At 59.7% G+C, this 22,799-nt stretch carries 23 protein-coding genes and 4 pseudogenes; 16 read left to right on the top strand and 11 right to left on the bottom strand.

Annotated elements, in window-relative coordinates:
• Nucleotides 1-130: 130 nt before the first annotated feature.
• Nucleotides 131-676 (bottom strand): annotated as a pseudogene (locus AC1DXW_RS21500) (IS30 family transposase); the annotation flags it as partial.
• On the opposite strand from AC1DXW_RS21500, the pseudogene AC1DXW_RS21495 reads away from it, so the two are divergent.
• A pseudogene (locus AC1DXW_RS21495) lies at nucleotides 675-1,019 on the top strand (acyl-CoA dehydrogenase family protein); the annotation flags it as partial. The pseudogenes AC1DXW_RS21500 and AC1DXW_RS21495 overlap by 2 nt on opposite strands.
• Nucleotides 1,020-1,101: 82 nt before the next feature.
• Here AC1DXW_RS21495 and glyA read toward each other — a convergent pair.
• The 5 genes from glyA to serC form a co-directional block, all read right to left on the bottom strand.
• Nucleotides 1,102-2,367 (bottom strand): serine hydroxymethyltransferase, encoded by a 1,266-nt coding sequence (glyA, locus tag AC1DXW_RS21490; protein WP_477755184.1) that lies wholly within the window; start codon nucleotides 2,365-2,367, stop codon nucleotides 1,102-1,104.
• A 25-nt stretch (nucleotides 2,368-2,392) separates the two neighbouring features.
• Entirely contained in the window at nucleotides 2,393-3,574 is a 1,182-nt protein-coding gene (locus AC1DXW_RS21485) for an acetylornithine/succinylornithine family transaminase (RefSeq protein ID WP_477760424.1), read from the bottom strand.
• Nucleotides 3,575-3,598: 24 nt separating this feature from the next.
• A complete protein-coding gene (locus tag AC1DXW_RS21480; RefSeq protein ID WP_477755182.1) occupies nucleotides 3,599-4,444 on the bottom strand; it encodes a YggS family pyridoxal phosphate-dependent enzyme in 846 nt (281 codons plus the stop codon).
• The gene (locus AC1DXW_RS21475; RefSeq protein WP_448093377.1) at nucleotides 4,444-5,697 is read right to left on the bottom strand and encodes a benzoate/H(+) symporter BenE family transporter; all 1,254 of its coding nucleotides are present in this window, start codon (nucleotides 5,695-5,697) and stop codon (nucleotides 4,444-4,446) included. Before AC1DXW_RS21475 ends, AC1DXW_RS21480 begins: the two co-directional genes overlap by 1 nt.
• Nucleotides 5,698-5,820: 123 nt before the next feature.
• Entirely contained in the window at nucleotides 5,821-6,903 is a 1,083-nt protein-coding gene (gene serC / locus AC1DXW_RS21470) for a 3-phosphoserine/phosphohydroxythreonine transaminase (protein ID WP_477760423.1), read from the bottom strand.
• Between the two features lie 135 nt (nucleotides 6,904-7,038).
• Between serC and pdxR the strand changes: the two genes are divergently transcribed.
• Nucleotides 7,039-8,535, top strand: coding sequence for a MocR-like pyridoxine biosynthesis transcription factor PdxR (gene pdxR, locus AC1DXW_RS21465; protein ID WP_477754921.1), 1,497 nt, complete (start codon nucleotides 7,039-7,041; stop codon nucleotides 8,533-8,535).
• On the opposite strand, the gene AC1DXW_RS21460 is transcribed toward pdxR, so the two are convergent.
• Together AC1DXW_RS21460 and AC1DXW_RS21455 are read right to left on the bottom strand one after the other, a co-directional pair.
• Nucleotides 8,532-8,708 (bottom strand): hypothetical protein, encoded by a 177-nt coding sequence (locus AC1DXW_RS21460; RefSeq protein WP_452627785.1) that lies wholly within the window; start codon nucleotides 8,706-8,708, stop codon nucleotides 8,532-8,534. The two genes, pdxR and AC1DXW_RS21460, sit on opposite strands and share 4 nt — an antisense overlap.
• Nucleotides 8,709-8,739: 31 nt before the next feature.
• Entirely contained in the window at nucleotides 8,740-10,038 is a 1,299-nt protein-coding gene (locus AC1DXW_RS21455) for a serine hydroxymethyltransferase (protein WP_452627786.1), read from the bottom strand.
• A gap of 260 nt (nucleotides 10,039-10,298) precedes the next feature.
• Between AC1DXW_RS21455 and AC1DXW_RS21450 the strand changes: the two genes are divergently transcribed.
• The 6 genes from AC1DXW_RS21450 to AC1DXW_RS21425 all read left to right on the top strand — a co-directional run bounded on the left by AC1DXW_RS21450 (nucleotide 10,299) and on the right by AC1DXW_RS21425 (nucleotide 16,354).
• Nucleotides 10,299-11,513, top strand: a complete 1,215-nt coding sequence (locus AC1DXW_RS21450) for an MFS transporter (RefSeq protein WP_477754920.1) — start codon at nucleotides 10,299-10,301, stop codon at nucleotides 11,511-11,513.
• Between the two features lie 163 nt (nucleotides 11,514-11,676).
• The gene (locus AC1DXW_RS21445) at nucleotides 11,677-12,639 is read left to right on the top strand and encodes an AurF N-oxygenase family protein (protein WP_477754919.1); all 963 of its coding nucleotides are present in this window, start codon (nucleotides 11,677-11,679) and stop codon (nucleotides 12,637-12,639) included.
• The gene (locus AC1DXW_RS21440; RefSeq protein ID WP_477754918.1) at nucleotides 12,636-13,703 is read left to right on the top strand and encodes a 2Fe-2S iron-sulfur cluster-binding protein; all 1,068 of its coding nucleotides are present in this window, start codon (nucleotides 12,636-12,638) and stop codon (nucleotides 13,701-13,703) included. Before AC1DXW_RS21445 ends, AC1DXW_RS21440 begins: the two co-directional genes overlap by 4 nt.
• A gap of 37 nt (nucleotides 13,704-13,740) precedes the next feature.
• Nucleotides 13,741-14,451 (top strand): glutamine amidotransferase, encoded by a 711-nt coding sequence (locus AC1DXW_RS21435; RefSeq protein ID WP_448093385.1) that lies wholly within the window; start codon nucleotides 13,741-13,743, stop codon nucleotides 14,449-14,451.
• 80 nt (nucleotides 14,452-14,531) lie between these two features.
• Entirely contained in the window at nucleotides 14,532-14,900 is a 369-nt protein-coding gene (locus tag AC1DXW_RS21430) for an antibiotic biosynthesis monooxygenase family protein (protein ID WP_007985036.1), read from the top strand.
• Nucleotides 14,901-15,211: 311 nt separating this feature from the next.
• The gene (locus AC1DXW_RS21425; protein ID WP_477754917.1) at nucleotides 15,212-16,354 is read left to right on the top strand and encodes a DegT/DnrJ/EryC1/StrS family aminotransferase; all 1,143 of its coding nucleotides are present in this window, start codon (nucleotides 15,212-15,214) and stop codon (nucleotides 16,352-16,354) included.
• A 47-nt stretch (nucleotides 16,355-16,401) separates the two neighbouring features.
• On the opposite strand, the pseudogene AC1DXW_RS21420 reads toward AC1DXW_RS21425, so the two are convergent.
• From AC1DXW_RS21420 to AC1DXW_RS21410, 3 genes and pseudogenes are all read right to left on the bottom strand, one after another.
• Nucleotides 16,402-16,680: pseudogene (locus AC1DXW_RS21420) on the bottom strand (hypothetical protein); the annotation flags it as partial.
• Between the two features lie 39 nt (nucleotides 16,681-16,719).
• Nucleotides 16,720-17,268, bottom strand: a pseudogene (locus AC1DXW_RS21415) (cation diffusion facilitator family transporter); the annotation flags it as partial.
• 344 nt (nucleotides 17,269-17,612) lie between these two features.
• A complete protein-coding gene (locus AC1DXW_RS21410) occupies nucleotides 17,613-18,224 on the bottom strand; it encodes an alpha/beta fold hydrolase (RefSeq protein WP_477754923.1) in 612 nt (203 codons plus the stop codon).
• Between the two features lie 259 nt (nucleotides 18,225-18,483).
• Between AC1DXW_RS21410 and AC1DXW_RS21405 the strand changes: the two genes are divergently transcribed.
• From AC1DXW_RS21405 to AC1DXW_RS21370, 8 genes are all read left to right on the top strand, one after another.
• Nucleotides 18,484-18,966: a DUF2867 domain-containing protein gene (locus tag AC1DXW_RS21405; protein ID WP_128605297.1), complete on the top strand. Its 483-nt coding sequence runs from the start codon at nucleotides 18,484-18,486 to the stop codon at nucleotides 18,964-18,966.
• Nucleotides 18,967-19,176: 210 nt separating this feature from the next.
• Nucleotides 19,177-19,428 (top strand): hypothetical protein, encoded by a 252-nt coding sequence (locus AC1DXW_RS21400; protein WP_043302427.1) that lies wholly within the window; start codon nucleotides 19,177-19,179, stop codon nucleotides 19,426-19,428.
• A gap of 28 nt (nucleotides 19,429-19,456) precedes the next feature.
• The gene (locus AC1DXW_RS21395) at nucleotides 19,457-19,681 is read left to right on the top strand and encodes a hypothetical protein (RefSeq protein ID WP_008019294.1); all 225 of its coding nucleotides are present in this window, start codon (nucleotides 19,457-19,459) and stop codon (nucleotides 19,679-19,681) included.
• Between the two features lie 69 nt (nucleotides 19,682-19,750).
• The gene (locus tag AC1DXW_RS21390; protein ID WP_043302433.1) at nucleotides 19,751-19,954 is read left to right on the top strand and encodes a hypothetical protein; all 204 of its coding nucleotides are present in this window, start codon (nucleotides 19,751-19,753) and stop codon (nucleotides 19,952-19,954) included.
• A 687-nt stretch (nucleotides 19,955-20,641) separates the two neighbouring features.
• The gene (locus AC1DXW_RS21385; protein WP_477754924.1) at nucleotides 20,642-20,767 is read left to right on the top strand and encodes a hypothetical protein; all 126 of its coding nucleotides are present in this window, start codon (nucleotides 20,642-20,644) and stop codon (nucleotides 20,765-20,767) included.
• A 185-nt stretch (nucleotides 20,768-20,952) separates the two neighbouring features.
• Complete coding sequence (locus AC1DXW_RS21380) at nucleotides 20,953-21,474, top strand: N-acetyltransferase family protein (protein WP_477754916.1); 522 nt, start codon at nucleotides 20,953-20,955, stop codon at nucleotides 21,472-21,474.
• Between the two features lie 189 nt (nucleotides 21,475-21,663).
• Entirely contained in the window at nucleotides 21,664-22,209 is a 546-nt protein-coding gene (locus tag AC1DXW_RS21375; RefSeq protein ID WP_477760422.1) for a DinB family protein, read from the top strand.
• Nucleotides 22,188-22,724, top strand: a complete 537-nt coding sequence (locus AC1DXW_RS21370) for a glutamine amidotransferase-related protein (protein WP_477760432.1) — start codon at nucleotides 22,188-22,190, stop codon at nucleotides 22,722-22,724. Before AC1DXW_RS21375 ends, AC1DXW_RS21370 begins: the two co-directional genes overlap by 22 nt.
• Nucleotides 22,725-22,799: the final 75 nt, after the last annotated feature.

Raw genomic sequence — 22,799 nt, 5'->3', positions numbered from 1 at the left:
TGACCAAAACATTTTTGGGTGCACTATCAATAGATGGTTTGCCTTACTGGAACAATCGTGAGCTCTGGCATTGATGGGTCGTCCGCACGTCTTAAATGGCCGTCGTGAAAGACCGCTTTTGGCTGTGGATTCAACCGGTCGACGCAACAGATTGGCTAAATCGTTCTGCCGGTGTTTCGTAGTCTAGTGTTTTCCGAGGGCGGCTATTTAGCTGCCTTGCGACTTCATTGAGCGTGGCTTGCGAGTGATCCGCAAGGTCGGTTCCTTTCGGGAAATACTGCCTTAACAACCCGTTGGTGTTCTCATTCGATCCCCGTTGCCAAGGACGATGAGGATCGCAGAAGTAGACCTTGATGTCGGTAGCCACCGTAAAGCGCTTATGGTCAGCCATCTCTTTGCCGCGATCCCACGTCAGCGATTTGTAGAGTTCTTGGGGTAAGTTGCGGGCGTTCTCTATCAGGGCGCTGATGACCGTCTCGCTATCCTTACCGACCAACTTCACCAGCATTACGTAGCGGGTATGACGCTCAACAAGAGTGGCAATTTGGCTGTTCCTGCTTCCGCACAGCAGGTCACCCTCCCAATGACCTGGAACCGCCCGATCCTTAGCCGCGGCTGGGCGTTCGCGGATCGATACCGCGTCAGTGATTCGACCGTGATTTTCTTTCTTCTGCGTGCAACTGCTGCAAGTGATCGGCGAAGTCGCCAGCCAGGCATACGCCGCCCAGGCCATCGCCCAGCAGGCTGCGCAGCGCTTGGAGCGCACCGCGCAATACGTGATCGACCATGCGGACGACGACCCGCAGGTGGTATTGGCGGAGCTGGAAGTGTGCCTGGCGGTGAATCCGGTGGTGGACGCCACGTTGGCAGCGACGACGGCATTGTTCGATGCGCTGGGGGCGAGTGCCACGGCGAGCAACAAGGCACTGGATCGGTTGTGGCGTAATGCGCGCACGTTGGCGAACCCCAATCCGCGAGTGTACAAGTCGCGGATTGTGGGCAATTACCTGGTCAATGGCGCGTGGGTGTGGCCAAGGGGATCGCCTGATAAAACAGCTGAACACCCGGCCACCACCCGATCAGGCAATGGCCGGGCCAGACTCAGCGATAGACCGGAAAACGACGGCACAGCGCGACAACCTGTTCGCGCACGTGGTGCCCGACCTTGTCGCTGCCTCCGTTTTCCAGGGCGTCCAGTACGTCGCACAACCAGCCGGCCACTTGCTCGCAGGCCTCCACACCAAACCCGCGGGTGGTCACCGCCGGGGTACCGATACGAAGGCCGGATGTCACAAACGGTGAGCGCGGGTCATTCGGCACCGAGTTTTTGTTGGCGGTGATATAGGCACTGCTCAGGGCCGCGTCGGCCTCCTTGCCGGTGTAGGGCTTGTCGGACAGGTCGATCAGCATCATGTGGTTGTCGGTGCCGCCCGAGACGATCTTGTACCCGCGCTTTTGCAACACCCCGGCCATGGCCCGGGCGTTGATGACCACTTGGGTCTGGTAGATGCTGAACTCCGGCGCAAGCGCTTCCTTGAACGCCACGGCCTTGGCCGCGATCTGGTGCATCAGCGGCCCGCCCTGCACGCCGGGAAACACAGCGGAGTCGAGCTTTTTGTAGAAGGCATCATCCTGTCCCTTGGACAAAATCAAACCGCCGCGTGGCCCGCGCAGGGTTTTGTGCGTGGTGCTGGTGACCACATGCGCATGGGGAAGCGGGTCCGGGTATTCGCCCGCGGCGACCAGCCCGGCGACGTGGGCCATATCGACCCAGAAGATAGCCCCTACCTTGTCGGCAATGCTGCGCATGCGTGCCCAGTCCTTGTACCGCGAATACGCGGAAAAACCACCGATCAACATTTTGGGGCGTGTCTGCAGTGCGATTCGCTCCATCTCGTCATAGTCAAGAAAGCCGGTTTTCGGGTCCAGTCCGTAAGGCACGATGGTGTAGTGACGCCCCGAAAAGTTGGCCGGGTTGCCGTGGGTCAGGTGACCGCCCTGGGCCAAGTTCATGCCCATCACCGTATCACCGGGGTTGATCAGTGCCAGGAAGACCGCCGCGTTGGCCTGGGCGCCCGCATGGGGTTGCACGTTGGCGTAGTCGCAGTCGAACAGGGCCTTGACCCGCTTGATGGCCAGCCGCTCGGCCACATCGACGTATTCGCAGCCGCTGTAATAGCGCTTGCCGGGGTAGCCTTCGGCGTACTTGTTGGTGAGCACCGTGCTCTGGGTTTTCATCACCAGCGGGCTGGCATAGTTTTCCGAGGCGATCAGCTCGATATGGTCTTCCTGGCGATGCTCTTCGTTGTGAATCGATTCATACAGCTCAGGGTCGAAAGCGTTGAGGGTCAGCGTCGAGTCGTACATGTGCAAAGTGTCCTTGGTCAAGAATTCAAGCGGCGGGTGACAGCAGGCGCGTGATGCGCGCGGCGATGTCGTCGATCTGTGCGTCATCGCAGATCAGCGGCGGCAACAGGCGCACGGTGGTGCCCCGTGTGACGGTGATCAGCAGACGTTGTTCTTCACGGGCCCGGCCGACCAGTTCGGCGCACGGGCCATTGAGTTCAATGCCGATCATCAAGCCGATGCCGCGAACGGACACCACCTCAGGATGGTTGCCCAGCGCCAGCTTCAAGGCCGCCAACAAGCGACGGCCCGAGGCGGCAGCGCGTTGCGGGATGTGATCGCGCTGCATGATGTCGAGCACTGTGCAGCCCACGCGGCACGCCAGCGGGTTACCGCCGAACGTGGACGCATGGTGGCCGGGGGAAAACAGCTCGGCGGCCTTGCCCCGCGCCAGGCACGCGCCGATGGGGAAACCGTTGCCCAGCGCTTTGGCCAGGGTAATGACGTCCGGCTCGATGCCCGCATGCTCAAAGCCAAACCAGGTACCGGTGCGGCCCAGCCCGGTCTGCACTTCATCGATCATCATCAGCCAGTCGTGTTCATCACACAGTTGGCGCAGGGCCTGCAGGTAGCCGGCAGAGGCGGCGTGCACGCCCCCCTCACCCTGCACCGGCTCGACGAGCACCGCGACGATATCGGCTGACTGCGCCGCGACCTGGCGAATCGCCTCGATGTTGTCGAAAGGCACTCGCACAAAGCCCGGCATCAGGGGCTCGAAGCCGCGATGCACGGCGGGGTTGCCGGTGGCGGCGAGGGTGGCCAGGGTGCGCCCATGAAAACTGTTGTCCATCACCAACACTTGCGGCTGGGTCACCTGCCGGGCGTTGGCGTGCAGGCGGGCCAGTTTGAGCGCCGCTTCGTTGGCCTCCGCTCCGGAGTTGCAGAAAAACGCCCGTTGCATGCCCGAGAGCAGGCACAGTCGTTCGCCCAATTGCTCCTGCCATGGGATGCGAAACAGGTTGGTCGTGTGCAGTAACACCGTGGCCTGTTCGGCGATGGCCGCGGCAATTTCGGGGTTGGCATGCCCCAGGCTCGTCACCGCCACACCGGCGATGGCATCCAGGTATTCAACACCCTCGGTGTCCCACAACGAGGCGCCCTGGCCTCGGCTGAACGAAACCGGTTGTCGGGCTGAGGTGTGCATGAGGTAAGCGGGTGCAGCGGACATTGCGGGCCTTCCTGTAGAGGGGGATCAACGGCTGGGAGTGATCGACAACAACGTGTCTTCACTGAGGGGGCGGGCATCGGCGGTCGGCCAGTAGTACGCATCCGGCATGGCTCGGGCACCGAAGATCGCCTGTCCGACGCGCACCACGGTCGCGCCCTCTTCAATGGCGATTTCAAAGTCACCCGACATGCCCATCGACAGCTCTTGCAGCGACACCCCATCAGGGGCGCAATGACGCAAGCGGTCGCGCAATTCACGCAGCCGGACGAAGCAAGGGCGCACCCGCACCGCGTCGGCCGAGAACAGCGCCAGCGTCATCAACCCGCGAACCCGCAGTGTCGGGAACGCTGGCATAGTCTCCAGGAAAGCCGCCACGTCATCGGGCGCCAGCCCGTACTTGCTGGCTTCGCCGGAGGTATTGACCTGGACGAACACGTCCATCTGCCGACCTTCAATGCGCAGGCGACGGTCCAGCGCCTCGGCCACCCGCAGGCTGTCCAGGGCCTGGAACTCGCTGGCGAAGCGTGCGACCTGCTTGGCCTTGTTGGTCTGCAAGTGGCCGATCACCGACCATTGCAGGTCTTGCAGGTCGGTCATGGCTTCCCACTTGCGCTGTGCTTCCTGCACCTTGTTCTCGCCCAACAGGCGGCAACCGGCGGCATAGGCCAGACGCAGATGAGCTTCATCAAAGGTTTTGCTGACCGGCAGCAAGCGCACACCGGCCGGGTCCCGCCCTACCCGACGGCACGCCCGGGCAATGCGTTGCTGCACGGCGGCCAGGTTGCGGCGAAAGTCTTCGACACTGTCGGCCTGTGGGTAACGGCCATGGCGCGCATGCAGGATGTTGAGGTCTTCGGTTTGATCAGGCATCAGTTGGCCGCTCCTTTGGTGGGCACTGCAACCGGTTCGGCCTGTGGGACAGCAGTCTTTTCACGACGCGGCAACTGCCCATTGAGCACGGCGTAGGCCGCCAGGCCGATGACCAGGCCCCAGAACGCGCCGCCGATGCCCAGCAGGGTGATATTGGCCGCGCAGGCCAGAAAGGTGATCAGCGACGCTTCCCGCGATTTCACGTCCGCCATGGCATTGGCCAGGCTCGCGCCGAGAGTGCCCAACAGGGCCAGCCCGGCCAGGGTGGTGATGAAGGTCGCCGGGAAGGCCATGAACACCGCCGCCAGGGTTACGCCGAAAATCCCCACCAAGATGTAGAAGATGCCCGCGGCCACGCCTGCGATCCAGCGCCTGGACGGATCTTCAGACGCTTCCTTGCCAGTGCAGATGGCGGCCGTGATGGCCGCGATGTTGAAGGCATGGGAACCGAACGGCGCCATCAGCAAAGAACCCAGCCCGGTCACGCTGAGGATCGGGTTGGCACTGGTGTTGAACCCGTCATTGCGCAGCACCAGCATGCCCGGCATGTACTGCCCCGTGAGGGTGATCAGAAACAGCGGCAACGCCACGCTCAACAACGCATTGACCGAGAACTCAGGGCGTGTGAACACCGGTGTCGCAAACTCCAGCGCCAGCCCCGTGAAATCCACGCGCCCCTGCATCAGCAGAAAGCCAAGCCCCAGCACCAGAATGCCGACCACCGCATAGCGCGCACTCAAGCGCTTGAACACGATGTAGGCGCCGATCAACACCCCGACCAATAACGGGTCGACGCTCATGCTGGCGAACGCACCGATGCCGAACTGCAGCAGGATGCCGCCCAACAAGCCCGCTGCCACACCGGGCGGGATCAGACGAACGGCTTTTTCAAAGTAGCCGGACACGCCCAGCAGCACGAACGCTGCAGCCGAAATCATGTACGCCCCGATGGCCTCGGCGTAGGGTGTGGTCGCCAAAGCGACGATCAAAAAAGCCGCCGCCGGGGTCGACCAGGCGGTGATGATCGGCTCGCGGCTCACCCAACTGAGGAACAGCCCGGTCACCCCTACCCCGATCGATACTGACCAAACCCACGACGCCGTCAACTCAGGGCTGAGCCCTGCGACCTTGGCGGCCTGAAACACCAGGATGAAGGTGCCGCCGTAATTGACGATCACCGAAATCAGCCCGGCAACCACCGGGTGCAGCAGGTCCCGCAGACGCAGGGACGAGAGGGATTGAGTAGATGACATAGGTCTTGGCTCCTTGCTGGACGATGTATCCGGCCGCTGGTAAGCGGTCATTTATAGCCGTTGAATGGCAGGTTTTACCCCTACGCTTTAACGCAGCAGACCAGACCAATTTGCGCGGCCGGCTCATCCATGCTCGCGCGCAAACGCGTTCATGAAATCGCACAGCGCCTCGACCGCCGGCACTGAAACGGCGTTGTAGAGGCTGGCGCGCAGGCCGCCGACGCTGGCGTGGCCTTTGAGGCCGTTGAGGCCGGCCTGCTCGGCGCTCCGCAAAAAGGCCTTCTCCAGCGCCGCCTCGGCCAGCCGGAAGGGCACGTTGTTGATGGAGCGATACGGTAACTGCACAGGGTTGCGATAAAACCCGTCACTCCCATCGATGGCGCGGTACAGCATTCGCGCCTTGGCCTGGTTGCGCTGATGTAGGGCCTGCAGGCCGCCACTGTGCTTGATCCACTTGAGCGTCAGGCCGGTGAGGTACCAGGGGAAGGTCGCCGGGGTATTGGGCATCGACTGCGCGTCGCTGATGCGCGCGTAGTTGAGAATGTCCGGGGTAAAGGCATGGGAACGCTCCAGCAACGCCGGGTCCACGATGACCACCGTCAACCCGGCCACGCCCATGTTTTTCTGCGCGGCGGCATACACCAGCCCATGCCTGGCGATGTCGATCGGCTTGGACAGCAGGCTTGAACAGGCATCGCACACCAGCGGCGCGTCGCTCGCGGGCGTGTCGATGAACTGCACGCCGTGCACCGTCTCATTCTCGGTGTAGTGCAAGTAGGCGGCGTCGGCGTTAAGGCGCCAGTCCGAGGCGTGGGGGACGCGGTCGAAACCGGACGCGTGGGCACTGGCAACCACGCGCACATCGCAGTAGCGCCGTGCGGCCTCGATCGCCTTGCCCGACCAGAGGCCGGTGTGCAGGTAATCCGCCGTGCCTTTATCGCCTATCAGGTTCATCGGCACTTGAGCAAACTGCAACGAGGCGCCCCCTTGCAGAAACAACACTTTGTAGGCGGGCGGCACCCCGAGGATATCGCGCAGGTCCCGTTCGGCCTCGCGGGCCACCGCCATGAACACCTGCGAACGATGGCTGATTTCCATCACGGACATGCCGGTGCCGGCAAAATCGAAAAACTCCTCGTGCGCCTGAGTGAGGACGTCCAACGGCACCGCGGTGGGGCCTGCGCTGAAGTTGTGTGACCGAGCCATGGTTGAGTAACTCCTGTTCAAGAACGCTCGCCCTGTGCGTAATCACCGAGGTAAAGCCTAGGGTGGCGAGGGCCAGAGTCTACGGATAAACTGGCCTGCCTTTACCTGCCAGTTCATGGAAAGAGAGCAGACCACATGGCAAAGACCTTCGAGCTGGAAACCCTGAAGATGCGCCTCAACGACGCTGAGTTTCAGCTGCTGGATTTGCACCAGCGGATCCAACGTGCGTTGCGTGCGCTGATTCTCGACGGGGCCCTCGGCCCCGGCTTGAAACTGCCCGCCACGCGGGTGCTGTCCAAGTCACTGGGCTGCGCCCGCGACACCGTTGAGAACGCCTATGTGCAGTTGCATCGGGACGGGTTTATCGTGCGCCGCGAAGGCGCCGGCAGTTACGTCTGCGACACGGTGGGCGTCGAATTGCGCGGTGCCGGCCGCCGACGCCTCAAGGCTCAGGAAGTCAGGAGCAGCGTCGCCGCACCGGGCGCCGAACTCAGCCAACGCGGGCGGATGATCTTCGACACCGGCGGCGTGCGCGATCAGCAAGTCATCAAGGCATTCGCCACCGGCCTGCCGGAAACCCGCAACTTCCCGACGGATGTCTGGGAGCGTTTGCAGCGCCAGGTCATGAAGGACTATCGCGCGAATGTGCTGCTGCATGGCGATCCACAAGGGGCCGAGCCCCTGCGCAAAGCGATTGCCACCTACCTGAACCTCGAACGCGGCGCCAAATGCTCCCCCGACCAGGTGCTGGTATTGAGCAGTACGCGTCAGGCGTTGTATCTGAGCGCGCAGTTGCTGGTGGACGCCGGCAAGCCGATTCTGCTGGAAAACCCCGGCTATTACGGCGCCCGCAAGGCCTTCGAAATCGCCGAAACCAAGGTGCTGCCCATTGATGTCGATGAACGGGGCATCCGCACCGACCTGCTGTACGCCGACCGCAGCGGCGCCAATTGCGTGTATGTCACGCCCTCGCACCAATACCCCACCGGCGCGACGTTGCCGCTGGAGCGGCGTCTTGAGTTGATCAATTGGGCGGCGCAAAAACGCAAGTGGATCATCGAGGATGACTACGACAGCGAGTTCCATTACGACGGGCAACCCACGGCGTGCGTGCAGGGCCTGGACAAGTATCAGCGCACGCTCTACATCGGCACGTTCAGCAAGACCCTCTACCCCGGCCTGCGCATGGGGTATATGGTGCTGCCCTCCGAGCTGGTCAAGCCCTTTGCCTATGCGCGCAGCATGATGGACGGCCACACTCCGCAAACGCTGCAACTGACACTGGCGCGCTTTATGGAAGACGGCCATTACAACGCGCATGTCCGGGCCATGCGCAAGCTGTATGCCGGACGCCGGTCGATCATGCACGATGCCATCGGCAAGTACTTGAGCACGGTGGTCACCGCCGAACTGCCGCCGGGCGGGTTGCAAATCCCCTGCTTGCTGAAAGCCGGATGGTCCGAGGAAAAAACCATCCGCCAAGCCGCCACTGCCGGCGTGCAACTGTCCGGCCTCAGCGGCTTGTACGCGGGCGACCCGAAGCAACAGGGCTGGCTGCTGGGATACTCCTCCCTGACCGCGTATGAAATCGAAGCCGCCATGTTGCGCCTGGCCAACGCCCTGAAAATCTAATGGCCCAGCGCATAGTTCATCAGCAACTGCTGGGCCTGGGCGGCCATCCGCGCACGCTTGGGCAGCTTGGGGCATTCAACCGCGATGACGGGTTGAGGCTTGGCGGTGGTGAACAGTCTGAACCGTGACGTGCGGGTTGCCGCCAGGCGGCCGGTGGGGATGATGCCGGGCATTGGAATTCCTTTTCAAAAAAAACGCAGGCGGTTAATACGGCAGCCTGAAACGCTTGGTCAGGTCGCTTATGCCTTCACGAATCGAGCGTTCAGTGCGGCCGTCGAGGGCACCGCTGCGCACGCCACCGAGCATGGCCAGAATCATGTCGCCGATCTCCCTGAATTCATCGACCCCCATGCCACGCGAAGTGCACGCCGCACTGCCGAGACGAATGCCGGACGTCACGGTGGGCTTGACCTCATCGCCGGGCACGACATTTTTGTTCACGGTAATGCCGATTGCCTCCAACGCACGCTCGGCGACATTCCCCACCAGGCCCCAGGGCCGCAGGTCAATCACCCCCAAGTGACAGTCGGTGCCGCCCGACACGACCAACAGCCCACCTTCAGCCAATCGGCCGCACAAGGCCTGGGCATTGGCGACCACGGCGTGGGCATAAGCGCCGAAGGCCGGTTGCAATGCCTCGCCCAGCGCCACGGCCTTGGCCGCTACGGTGTGCATCAGTGCCGCGCCCTGCAGGCCGGGGAACACAGCCGCATTGATCTTCTGCGCAATTGCCTGCTCATTGCACAGGATCATCCCGCCACGCGGACCGCGCAACGTGGCGTGGGTGCTGAGGGTGGTGACGTGGGCGAACGGCACTGGAGACGGATACGCACCACCCGCGACCAGCCCGGCGACGTGGGCGATGTCGGCCATCAGGAACGCACCCACCTCGTCGGCAATCGCACGAAACCGGGCGAAATCCAGCGCCCGTGAATACGCCGAGGCCCCTGCGATGATCAGGCGTGGGCGTTCTTGTCGGGCGATCTGCTCGACCTGATCCATGTCGACCCTATGGGTCACCGGGTGCACGCCATAGCTGAGGGCCTGAAACCAGAGCCCGGACAAGTTGAACGCAGCACCATGGGACAGGTGCCCACCGGACTTGAGGTCCAGGCCCAGGATCTTGTCCCCCGGCGCCAGCAGAGCCAGAAACACAGCCTGGTTGGCTTGGCTGCCCGAATGGGGTTGCAGGTTGGCATAGGCACAGCTGAACAGTTGCCTGGCCCGCTCGATGGCGAGTTCTTCAATTGCATCGACATTGCAGCAACTGGCGTAATAGCGACGCCCTGGGTAGCCCTCGGCATATTTGTTGGTCAGCACCGACCCTTGGGCCTCGAGCACCGCACGACTGACCACGTTTTCGGCGGCGATCAGCTCGATTGACTGCACCTGGCGCTGACGCTCGGCGTCGATGGCGCGCCACACCTCCCCGTCCACCTGGGGCAGCGCAACGCCACTGACCCCTGGCAGCGCGTGGCCCTCCCGATAAGCGAAATGCGGCATGGTCACTCCCTGTGTAAACGCCCGATAACACGCCGCACTACCCTAGCCGCCCACGGACCGGCCAACCATACCAGTTCGTGCCGACGTTGCAGACCACCGCGCTCAATGCCGCTGCCACACGTCTACGCAGGGGCAGGCGTCGTGAAGTCGCAGCCATTCAAAGTGGTCTGGTGGACTCATCGGTAATGGACTATCGCACAAGACCATCACCTCATTAAGCTCTGCGCCGGTTTTGCCATGCTCATCACACAGGTTTCGCCATGACGATTCGTATCGGGTTGTTGCCTCAGGTCGCCGCAGCGCACTTTGTCAGTCATTTGCACATCATGGTGCTGGCGGCGCTGTTCCCCCTGCTTCCGGCTTTTTTCAACGTGGATTATGTTGAGCTGGGCCTGGCTTTGAGCCTGTTCAATATCGTCACGGCGCTGGTACAGGCGCCCATGGGGTTTGCCGTGGACCGCCACGGTGCCAGGCGCTTGCTGTTGGTCGCGCTAGCACTGGGCAGCAGCAGTTTCCTGCTGATTGCACTCCTGCCCGGCTACACCTGTTTGTTGATCGGCATGGCGCTGGCCGGCGTCGCCAACGCCATTTATCACCCGGCCGACTACGCCCTGCTGTCCCGACACATTGACCCCGCCCACATCGGTAAGGCGTTCTCCGTGCATACCTTTGCCGGCTTCCTTGGCGCGGCCGTGGCCCCTGTGTTTTTGCTGGGTATCGCGGTGGCGAGCAACCCGGCCATGGCCTTCGCGGCGGCGGCACTGGTGGGGTTTGTCGCGCTGGCGCTGTTGTTGATCCCTGGCTCCGCACTGGCCCGGGTCAGTCGCCTGCATCCCGCCGCCGACCCGACACCCCTCGGTGCCCGTCGCCTGTCACTGCTCTCGCCTATGGTGCTAAGCCTGGCCCTGTTGTTCGTGCTGCTGAACCTGAGCACCGGCGCGATTGAGAAGTTCTCGGTCGCCGCCCTGATGCAAGGCCAGGGCGTGGCCTTGACCTGGGCCAACTCGGCGTTGACCGCCTTCCTCTTTGCCAGCGCCTTCGGCGTGCTGGCAGGGGGAGCCTTGGCCGACCGGACCCGCCGCCATGGCGTAGTGGCAGCCAGCGCGTTTGCATTGGCCACCGCGCTGATGCTGCTGGTCGCCACGGCACGCTTGAGCGAGCCGGCGCTGCTGGTCGTGCTGGGGACAGCGGGTTTCCTGACCGGGGTGATCGCACCGTCCCGCGACATGCTGGTACGTGCGGCCGCCCCGAAGGGCGCCGAAGGCAAAACCTTCGGCATCGTCTCTACCGGTTTCAATATCGGTGGCGCCATCGGCCCCATCGGGTTCGGCTGGCTGCTCGACCAAGGCCACCCCGACGCAATTTTCTGGGCCAGCGCCGCTTTCATGGGCCTGACCGTTGTACTGACCCTAATGCAGGAGCGGTCCATGGCCAGGACCCGAAAAGTGATGGCACTCCAAGTGGCATTCAAGTGACCTGGGTCAATAGCCCCAGTGTGTTTTTGCCGCAGACTTGAAGGGCACCGTCCCRCATTGATTGCGCTGCCCCCCCCACCCCCCGCTTGTGCGGACCCGTTATTTTTGCAAGGACTGCACGGTAAACCCGAACACCAATAGTCGATTTCCTTGGAGTTAAAACATGGAACGTTTGAATTGTGGTACCGATGACGTGGTAAAAAACATGCTGGCCAAACTATCCACGCTCTGGAAAACCCGCGCCGCCGTCAACAACCCGCAACCGAACTACTGGGGCCTCGCCTTTGATGCCGACAAGCACGACTTCAGTCTGTCGCTGCTGCCGTTTCGTCATCACCAGGCCTGGCTCGAAGCCCCCCAGGACTTGCAATCCAAATGCCTGTCTTACGCGTGGGGCATCTACAACCTCAAGACCATCTACATCGAATGCAATGTGGTCGTGCCTGCCTGCGAGGACATTATCAAGACCCCGCCGCCGAGCAACAACCGCGCCCTGCTGCAGGACGTGATGTCTCAGGCACTGCTCGACGAAGCCCTGCACACGCGCATGTCCATCATGGCCTGCAACTATATCTATGACATGCGCAAACTCACCCCGCTGGATTTCAGCGCCTTCAACCTGGTGACCTGGCGCGAAGCCCTTCTGGCAAACTGCACCGCCGAATGGGAGCGACGCCTGACCCGCTTCGGCGTCGCGTGCGCCAGCGAAACGCTGATCACCGACTACCTCAAGACCATGGCCGAGGACGCCAGCATTCAGGCGGTGTGCCATGAGGTCACGCGCACCCATGCTATGGACGAGTGGAGCCATTCCAGCGTCTTCAGCTTCGTCGCTTCCGACATCGTCAATGGCCTGAGCCGCAAGGAACGCGAGTACCTGCGCTCGATCATCCTGCGCACGGTGCAGATGTTCGCCAATAACGAAATGGGCGCATGGTCCACCGTGTTTTCGATGCTGGATTTCCCCCATGCCGGCGAGATCCTGCATGACGTAGGCGACAACAACGAAATCAGCGTCTACACCGACTCGCTCGAAGCCCTGATAGACCGGATCGGCTTGACCGGCAACGGCCTCAGCAGTGCCGAGCATGCCATTGAAACCTTAGGCGAGAAGGCCCGCGCATGAACGCCATGACGTCCCTCCAGGCCCAGTGCGAACACGTGACCATTGAAACGGCCAACGTAAAAGTCTTCACCCTGCGCGCGGTGGACGCAACCGCCGAATTCCTCGACAGCCTGGAAGCAGGAAAACACGTGGCCCTGCACGCCGCTGACATGGCGGGCACCCATCACCAGCGGCTGTATTCGATCACGCGCAAGCGCGGCGCCGACCGGTTCGACATTGCGGTCAAGCGCGAAGGCCATGGCGGGGTTTCGGACCAGTTGCACGCTACGCTGCAAGCCGGCTCGACCACCTCGGTGCAGTTTGTGGCGGGTGATATTTCGCTGGAGTCGGTTCTGGGTTGCCGACAAGTCGGCATGCTCGCCGGCGGCATCGGCATCACCTTGCCGATTGCGTTGCTGCGCGGCCTGGTCGAGCGCGCGCGACGCGGACTGGCGGTGCCCGATGTGAGCCTGCTGCTGTGTGTGCCGACCATCGCCGAGATTCCGTTTCTACATGAGTTGCTGGAGCTTGAGCTGACCACATCGTGGTTCTCCTTGCAGGTGTTCGTCACCCGCGAAGCGGTCAACAACAACGGGCACTTCAGCGCCGGTCGTCCCCAAGCCCAGGACCTGAGCCGGCTGGGTAACCCCGAGAGCGTGGTGATCTGCGGCAGCCATGGCTTCGCCCAGGGCATGCGCGAACACACGCTGGCCATGTTCCCCGCCAGCCGCTTGCTGATCGAGTCATTCACGCCACCGGCCGCGCCGGTCACCGCCGCACAGACCGAGGCTCAGACCGACGCGACGCTGCGCCTGTACTTGAACCACAACGATCAGGTGCTGGAGCCACCCGCCGGCAAGAATTTGCTGGAGATGCTCGAAACCAGCGGTATTGCGGTGCGCAGCCTTTGCCGCGCCGGCATCTGCGGTCACTGCCGGCTGAAAGTGTCGGAGGGTCACTACACCCTTGAGCCCGACTTTTGCCTGACGGACAAGGACAAGGACAAGGACGAAGGCTACGCCCTCGCCTGCTGCACCTTCCCGCAATCCGGGACGATCAAGGTCGAACTCACCACCACGGCATGAACCGTTACCGTCCTTACTTCAACAACTGGGTTTTTCCATGAAAACTGCCATTGCATTGCGCCACATTCACTTCGAAGACGTTGGCACCCTGGATGCCGTTCTGGCCGAAGGAGGCTATACGCTGATTTACCTGGACCCCACGGTCGACGCCATCTACAGCGAGCAGGTGTTGCAGGCCGACTTGCTGATCGTACTCGGCGGCCCTATCGGGGCCCATGACGAGCAGCTGTATCCGTTTTTGCACGACGAATTGAAGCTGGTGCGCCAGCGCGTTGCGTCCGGTAATCCCCTGCTGGGTATCTGTCTCGGTGCGCAATTGATCGCCCGGGCCATGCACGCCAACGTCTACCCGATGGGGGTCAAGGAGATCGGTTTTTCACCGCTGACCCTGACCGCGGCCGGTCAGGACTCGCCGCTCGCCGCGCTGATGGACACCCCCGTGCTGCACTGGCATGGCGACCAGTTCGATGTGCCGGAAGGCGCTGTGCTGCTGGCCAGTACCCAGGTGGGTGCTCATCAGGCGTTCGCCGTGGGCAACACGATTCTCGGCCTGCAATTTCACCTCGAAGCCGATACCGCCAACATCGAGCAATGGCTGGTTGGCCATGCCAGCGAACTGGCACAAACCGGCATCGATCCTGTTGCGTTGCGGAGCGAGGCCATTAACCTCGGCGACCGCCTGACCCGCGCCGCGGGCCACGTCATGCGGGCCTGGCTGAACAACCTGGGCACCCCGATAAAACACTAAAGGCGGTCGGGCAACCTCCCCCCCGCATTTGCACCATGTAAAACCACCTGAAAAATACCGTCAAGGATGAGGAGTCAAGAATGATCGTAGTTTTGTTTGAGTTGCAGGCACTGCCAGGCCAGGGCGAGACCTATGTTGACCTGGTCAACAAGCTGACCCCGCTGCTTGAACCCATGAGCGGGTTTATCTCCGTCGAGTGCTTTCAAAGCACGCTGAACCCCAAGAAGGTGATGTCGGTCACCACCTGGCGCGATGAGGAAGCCGTGGTGCAGTGGCGCAACGTGACAGCCCACCTGTCGGCCCAGCGCGCCGGGCGCGACAAAATCTTCGATGACTATCGCGTGCGCGTGACATCGGTGATTCGTGATTACGGCCTGCGTGATCGCGAACAGGCACCGTACAACGTAGTGGTCGACGGTGAACCCGCCACGGCTGCCGCGGTGGTATAACGCCGTATTCTCGTCAGCTGCACAGGGGCGAGAGATTTATTGTCGGTGGTTGTGGTGAGCGGGCTCATACCCCGAGCTATCGCCGCCAGGCTGATGTCATCGTTGAGTGAAAAACCAGGCGCGCGGCAAGGCGCCTGGACGACCGGGCGCACCCGCTACCAATCTGTTGAGTCTCTAGCTGGATGCTGATGGCCGACATTGCAGTGCTTCGGCTACGTGGCTGCGACCGAAAGCGTCTACGTGTTCCCGCCAACTCCTTATTCACAGGCTGTCGATTACTCCAACAAATATATAAGGACTTCACGACCATCATGAACTATCCAGACTTCCTGCCGTTTGCCAAACCCTCTATCGACGAAGCCACGATCGCAGCCGTCGGCGACGTCTTGCGCTCCGGCTGGATTACCAGTGGGCCTAAGGTCCAGTTATTCGAAGCGCAGCTCTCGGACTATTTCGGCGGACGCCCGGTACGGACGTTCAATTCCGGAACCTGCACCATGGAGATCGCCTTGCGCATCGCGGGTATCGGTGCTGGTGACGAAGTCATCACCACTCCGATCTCGTGGGTTGCAACGGCCAACGTGATCATTGAAGTGGGTGCGACCCCCGTGTTTGTCGACGTTGATCCAGTCACTCGCAATATCGATCTGGCTCAAGTCGAAGCGGCAATCACACCACGGACCAAGGCGATCATTCCGGTCTATCTATCGGGTCTGCCGCTGGATATGGATCGTTTATATGCGCTGGCGAAAAAACACAACCTGCGGGTGGTGGAGGATGCTGCACAAGCGCTGGGTTCGTCCTGGAAAGGCGAGCGCATCGGGGCTTTTGGTGATTTTGTGTCCTTCAGCTTCCAAGCCAACAAGAACATCACCTCATCCGAAGGCGGTTGCTTGGTGCTGAATAATCTCGAAGAGGCACGTCTTGCCGAGAAACACCGGTTGCAGGGTGTCACTCGCAGCGGCTTCGATGGTTTGGATGTGGATGTCCTGGGCGGCAAATACAATATGACCGACATTGCCGCGACCATCGGCCTGGACCAGTTCGCGCATATTGAAGCGATCACTGCCCATCGTCGAGAGTTGGCTAAATACTATTTCGAGTGCCTCGGCAGTGATTTCGAAGCGAAATACGGTGCTCAACTACCGGTCGCCGATTTCGATAACAGCAACTGGCACATGTTTCAGCTAGTGCTGCCAGAGCGTCAGGACGGTAAGCCGGCCCGGGCCACGTTTATGGAGCAGATGCAAGAGCACGGTGTCGGCATCGGCTGTCACTACCCCTCGATCCACTTATTGAGCTTGTACCGCGCGCGCGGCTTCAAGGAAGGTATGTTCCCGATTGCAGAACGGGTTGGCCGTCTGATCGTTTCGCTGCCGATGTTCAATGCCATGACAACAAGGGACGTCGAACGCTCGGTGGAAGCAGTGAAAGCAGTACTGCAACCTTGCTGAGCGCCAGCAAGCCAGTTTTTTGTGTGGGCGACGCCAACGCGTTACTGGGAGCGATCTGAAAGGTTCAGATCGATGTAGGCCTCATTCAACGCGATGGCCGTCAGCTCAAAGATGCGAGCCTTCGCGACTACCTGGGCGAGCTTTCTGTCAGCCAAGGTTTCGAACACCCAGATCACCTTCAGGGTTTCAGCCAACGCGTTCAGGTCAGCAGTGTGGGTGAGCCAGGTAAAGCCTTTGATTTCACCTTTTGCTGTTTCGCACGCTTCGGTCAGCGTGGTTATCAACCAGTGTTCGATCCGCGCCAGTTCACGTTTCCCTGGAGGCATCGCAAGTTCCTTTGGAGATAATGGAGGGGAGGCGCTGAATCAGGCCGGTCGAAATTCGACCGTCAGATGGTTGACTTCGTGAACCGGTTTGAGACGTTCACGAATGCTGTCGGCGTTCGCACTGGACTCATCAAGGACGCTGACGATGGCCGCATGGGCTTGCGGTCCAACCCGCCAGACGTGCAAGTCTGTGATGGTGGCATCCCCCGGTTTCTCAACCAGTTCGCGGATTTCCTCGGCAACGTGCGCGTCTGTTTGATCCAGCAATACACCTGCGGTGACCCCCATCAAGGTCCATGCCCAACGCGCGATAACGATGGCGCCGACGATGCCCATGACCGGGTCCAGCCATACCCAACCCAGATACCGACCAGCGAGCAGCGCTGCGATGGCCAGAACCGACGTCAGCGCGTCTGCGATGACGTGGACATAGGCCGATTTCAGGTTGTTGTCGTTCCCGTGATGAGCATGGGTATGGCCATGATCAACATGATCGTGCCCATGACTGTGCCCGTGGCCCAGCAGCAGGGCACTGACGATGTTGACGATCAAACCGGCAATAGCGATGAGCGTAGCGGTGCCCTTGTTACGCTCCTCTTCACTGAGCCCAGGGTTCGCACCTTCAGTCTGGCACTCAGGATGCCGAAGTGAGGAGGAGTCCATCCCATTGCTTTTGGCCGTTCTCTGCCTGTCACAGTTGGCAGAAAATGGCCCCATAGCAGGTTAACCAGGTGCAAAATCGCATGTCATAGACTCAATCCTGGTTCGTACACTTTTAACGACGCTTTTTTTCATCTCTATGCGGTTTGCGCAGAGTATCCGGCGAGGTTAGGCGCGATATGCCACCGGTTGTCTGTCCGTTATCCGAGAGGTCTTGAAACGCACGGGGCCGCACAATCAGTCCGAAGCGGTGGCAACAAGTGCTCCGCTCATCAGCAGACCAGATGTCTCTCGATCAACCTTGCCACTTCGGCTGCGTGAGTAAAACCCAGATTGTGATCGGCGCCAGGGAAAACGTGTAGTTCAGCGCGGGGTAACAGTTGAGCAAGGCGCTGGCCGACGCGAATGGGGCTGATCAGATCAGAATCTCCCCAGAGGAGCAGGACTGGCATGCGCAACTCGACCAACCGGAGCGTGAGGTCGGTGTGGTCGTCGAGAAACCAACTCGGCAGTGTCGGGTTGGCGGCAGCAAAATCCGGGCGCCAGTCATGCGCGCCCAGAGCAAACATATCCACCCCGCCAGAGGTGACGGTCAGCGTCAGGTGCGTGATCAGTTCAGGGCGTTCAAGCGCTGCAAGCACAGCGACTATACCGCCCATAGACTGCGCCACCAGCGCTGTGGGTCGGTCGATCTCGGCCAGCACGCGAACCACCAGATCATCCATGCCGGTCACGCCAGGCAAGGGCGGAGTGTCTCCAAAGCCGGGCCAGCCGATATGGACCTGCTGCGCCGGGTGGGCCAGGCGCTCAGCAACCGGAAGCCAAAACCGGGTGTTACCCGAGGCTCCGGGCAGGAAGAGGAGTTTGGAGGGGGATGCGATCAAAGGTTCAGTCCTTGAAGGTGGGATTGAAAGAGTCAGCAGGAAGGCAAAATGGATGCCGCAAGGTTCGATGACCACTTCGCAACGAGAGCCGCCGGTAGTGAAGGGCAGCTCGCGACCCATACCGACCTGTAGCCGTCAGATATTCACCCAGCGAACAGCTAAGGGAGATTTGGGGGTAATCATGACGTAGCATGGCTACATGATAATCAGCTTCCGATTTTATCAGGAATGGCAGTCGGGCAACTGAAGGAGATAATGTTTGGCTACCACATCACCTGCTCACACTCTGCGTGCACTGTCCGATCTTGATTACTATGACAGCAGGTCGGTTCCACTCCCTGTTGAAATAACCACTCTTGACGCTTGGAACATCATGACGGCCGAACCGGGACTGTTCATGCGGCTAGCTTTCCGAACGAGGGACGCGATTTCCTCGTTATTCGGCGTGAAGCGGATCGGCGGGTTCTCCGGCGCTAGGCGAGAGACAGTACACGCTGGCGAACAGCTGGATTTCTTTCTGGTGGAGCATAGTGCCCCCGACATACTGGTTCTGACCGAACGTGACCGGCATCTGGATGTCATGATTTGCCTTTCGATAACAGATCGAGTGTTCACGATCACATCATCTGTCGTAACGCATAACGTCTTTGGGCGCATCTACATGTTGCCGGTAGGTCTAGCCCATAAGTTGATCGTCAATAGTGATCTCGGGCGACTGAAACGAAAGCTTGAAGGGAAGTAGATTTTGGTTGTTTCAGCTTTATCCCAGCGACCGCTCCTGGCCGTTCTCTGCCGATCATGGTTACAAAGCGTGCTGGTCAAATCCGATGCAATCGGTGGTCAGAACGAATGCAAATGACTGGTCAGGTCGAATGCAAGCGGGTGATCAAGTAGAGTGCAATTTCGCAGCTGAATATCGGATTAGTGTTGTGGGGACTTGTAAGGGGTGATGATGGGGCTCAACAAACCAGTGCAGGACCTGAAGCGCGATCTGCAGGGTGTCGCCTCTGATCTGAAGTGGTCGGCCGTGGAGTTAGTTCGGATTGCCGAGCGGCTAAGCCACGCAGGTAATGGACCAGACGCTGAGGCGCTTCGAAGGATGATCACAATCTTCCAGCAAGGTGAGAATCGGTTAGATGGCTGGATTAAAGAAATCGGTGCAGGTCAGGTAGTCCGGCCGGCGAAGGCAGACCACTGCCAATGATCGCGGAAGGGATTGGCAGGAGGTTGTCATGGCACTTAACAAACCCAATCAAGAGTTACGCCGCGACTTGAAAGCCGCTGCATATTCCCTCGAAGAAGCTGCCCTGGAAATGTTCAGGCTTGCAAAACAGCGCGGGGATACAGAGCTTCTGGAGGCAATGGAGACGATCGAAAAGCTGCATGAGCAAGCTGATCGGCTGACTGCTTACACAGATGAGGTGAAGGCGGGAAGGATTGTCCGGAAGGCTGAATAGCCATGCGTCTGGCGAGACGTATTCGCATTAGATCTGAAATACAAGCAATGCTCTGTAAACGGTTACTCAATGAAGAAGAAGCTGACGGACAGTAAAGCAGCAGTGACTGCTGCTGAAATTGAGCGTTCTATCCAAGCCCTGAACAAAATGGCTGAACGCCTATGGGGGGATGGCCGGGAAGCCGAGGCGAAAGCTCTCCTCGATGCCTTGGACGCATTAAACCGGGCGCTTGATCGGATCAGGATTGGAGAGAGTCGCAGGGTTCTCCATTGAACGGCACAAACTAGCTGGCGGGTTATGAAGGCGAGAAGAAGTGTGCGGGGGAAGGCGGAGTAGGCGCGTGGTATGACGGCGAGATGTTGTAGCGGCTTGGCGGTCGTACCGATGTAACTCAAATGCCCGGTCCAGAGCCGGGCTTCTCGTATCTGCCCCTGTCATGCCTTCGTCACACCTACCAAGCACAATGCAGTCAGCCAAAGGGATTTGGCCCATCTACAGAGAGCCCGGCTAATGTGCCGGGCTTTTTCGTTTCTGCGACATGCTTTTCACCAATCGCTCACATGGTGGAGCGCAGATTAACCCTGCTCCTTTGAAGAATTCCCATTTGGCCCGCCCGCATGCGGGCCATTTTTTTGGTCGCTGCCACGATTTCTACAAGAACTGGAGAAGCGACCATGTCAGATGACTGCGAAATTGCACTCCACCTGACCACCCGCTTGCATTCGACCTGACCAGTCATTTGCATTCGTTCTGACCACCGATTGCATCGGATTTGAACAGCACGCTTTGTAACCATGATCGGCAGAGAACGGCCAGAAGCGGACGGTGGCCAGACACGCAGCACTGTAGTGGCGTTGTGCTCATGCCGCGAAGATAAGGCAAATATTCTTAAGGAGAAGGTCATGTCAGATAAAGATCCTCTCGATCGGCAAGGACGAGAAATCCCTGGACCAATGGATAATGTCCCAGGACGAGATCCAGGAGATCCACCTGGTTGGGCGCTCGAACTGGATGTTTGCCGGATCGCTACGCAGCGGCAAACGGGCGGCGGCGATCATGAGTTTGATCCAGTCTGCTGTCGCATAAGTGGCAGCCGGCATAATCATGCAAGGTGGGTGCGCCGTTCACCGTTCGCCTACGATTGGTCTGGTGCTTACATTCTGTTTTGATGACGATAGAACCCGAGCGCAGGCCGGCCCTTAGCAACTAAGACAAATTTCGTCGCCGGGAGCTCCCATCAAACTCTTCATGCGAATAGACCGGGGAAGAATATGATCAACATTCGTGAAGCGACTAAAGCCGACCTCAATGTTCTACGTGAAGTCGGCTGTGAGACCTACCGAGAGCATTTTTCGGCCATCTGGTCTCTCGCCGGCATGCAGGGCTTCCTCAATCAAGACTTCTCATACTGCACGCTCAGAAAATCACTCGAATCATCCGCTCGCCATTTGTGGCTTATAGTCTCAGACGAAAGCGGTAGGGTCGTAGGTTTTTCCAAAGTTAACTGGTCAACGCCTGCGCCTCTAACTGGCACAGTGGGCGCGGAGCTTCAAAAGATTTACTTCCTCAAATCTGAAGCAGGACGAGGGTATGGGAAACAGCTTCTGCATTTCATTTGCAACCGAGCGATAGAGCGCGGAGAACGCTTGCTCTGGCTTGACGTACTCAAGACCAATTCAAGCGCCCGGCGCTTCTATGAGGGATTCGGTTTCCAAAAGGTCGGTGAAATCCCTTTCAAAACTGACCTGGCTGAAATTGGGATGGCTGTAATGGTATGTGAGCTTTCCCGATAAGCGCGTTCGATTGTTTCTCTATCAGGTTGGTTGTCAGGTGAAAGTCAGATGACTTTACCGGGCGCTTACCAAGCAAAAGTGGTCCCTTTCCCTGTTGCATCACCTCAGAAACAACAAAGCCCAGCACTAGACTGGGTTTCAGGATGAGCGTGGATCGCTTATCAAGTATTCACTCAAAGGATGAACACGATGAGCCGCCCCAACCATATTTGCCTGATGGCGACCTATAACGAGTGGATGAACGCAAAGATTTATGAGGCATCCAGAAGCTTGCCACATGAAGAGCTCTCAGTGGATAGGAAAGCATTCTTTGGTTCTATTCTCGGGACGTTGAACCACTTGGTGGCCGGGGACACTATCTGGCTAAAGCGATTCGCCAGGCACCCAGCTAACCACTTGGCTCTGGAGCCGATTCGGCAGCTTCCCGCCCCTGAAAGCCTCGACCAGTTACTGTACTCAAATATCCGGGAGCTTTCGGCACATAGAGTGTCGCTCGATCAGATAATTGTCGCATGGGCTCGCTCCATTACAGATTCGGATTTAGATCACACCCTCAATTACACAAACATGAAGGGAGTACCCGCTGACAGGAGCTTTTATGGTTTGGTCATGCATTTCTTCAACCATCAGACGCATCACCGCGGACAAGTTACTACCTTGCTTTCACAAGCGGGTGTCGACATAGGTGATACGGATTTAGTCGTCCTCATTCCATCCGAGCCCTGCACAAAGTAGAAAAGCCCAGCGCCAGACCGGGTTTTGTCACATCTGATCGAGCCGACGAAACAGCGCGGCCATCCTGCCTGGGGTCGCAATTGATCGGGGAAGCACTCGGCGCCACGTTCAACCACAGCCCTGAAAAGGAAATTGGCAAATTCCCGATTTATTTAACCCAAGAGGGTTTGGCTAATCCGAAGTTTTCGCACTTCGGGGAAACCCTGGAAGTCGGCCATTGGCACAATGACATGCCAGGGCTCACCCTGGACGCCAAGATCATTGCGTACAGCAAGGGTTGCCCGCGTCAAATCGTTGAATACCACCAACTGGTGTACGGCTTTCAATGCCATATGGAGCTCACCAAAGACGTCGTGGAACTGCTGATCCAGGCATCGGAGGCGGAACTGATAACGCTCACTGACCGGCGTTTTGTTCAGCAACCAGCCGCGTTGCGGGCTAACGATTACGATGCGATGAACCAGAAGCTATTCGTATTTTTGGACAAGCTCGTTGCCGATTACCAGGCCGAGTAACGACTCAAGACAACGTCGCTGTTCAGGAGGCAGTGGCGTTTGTGTGCCAGCTACGACAGGCCGCTTTGGGTCCAG

This window comes from Pseudomonas sp. P4_C4, from assembly GCF_056402055.1.
This window is presented reverse-complemented; position numbering and strand designations above follow the sequence as displayed.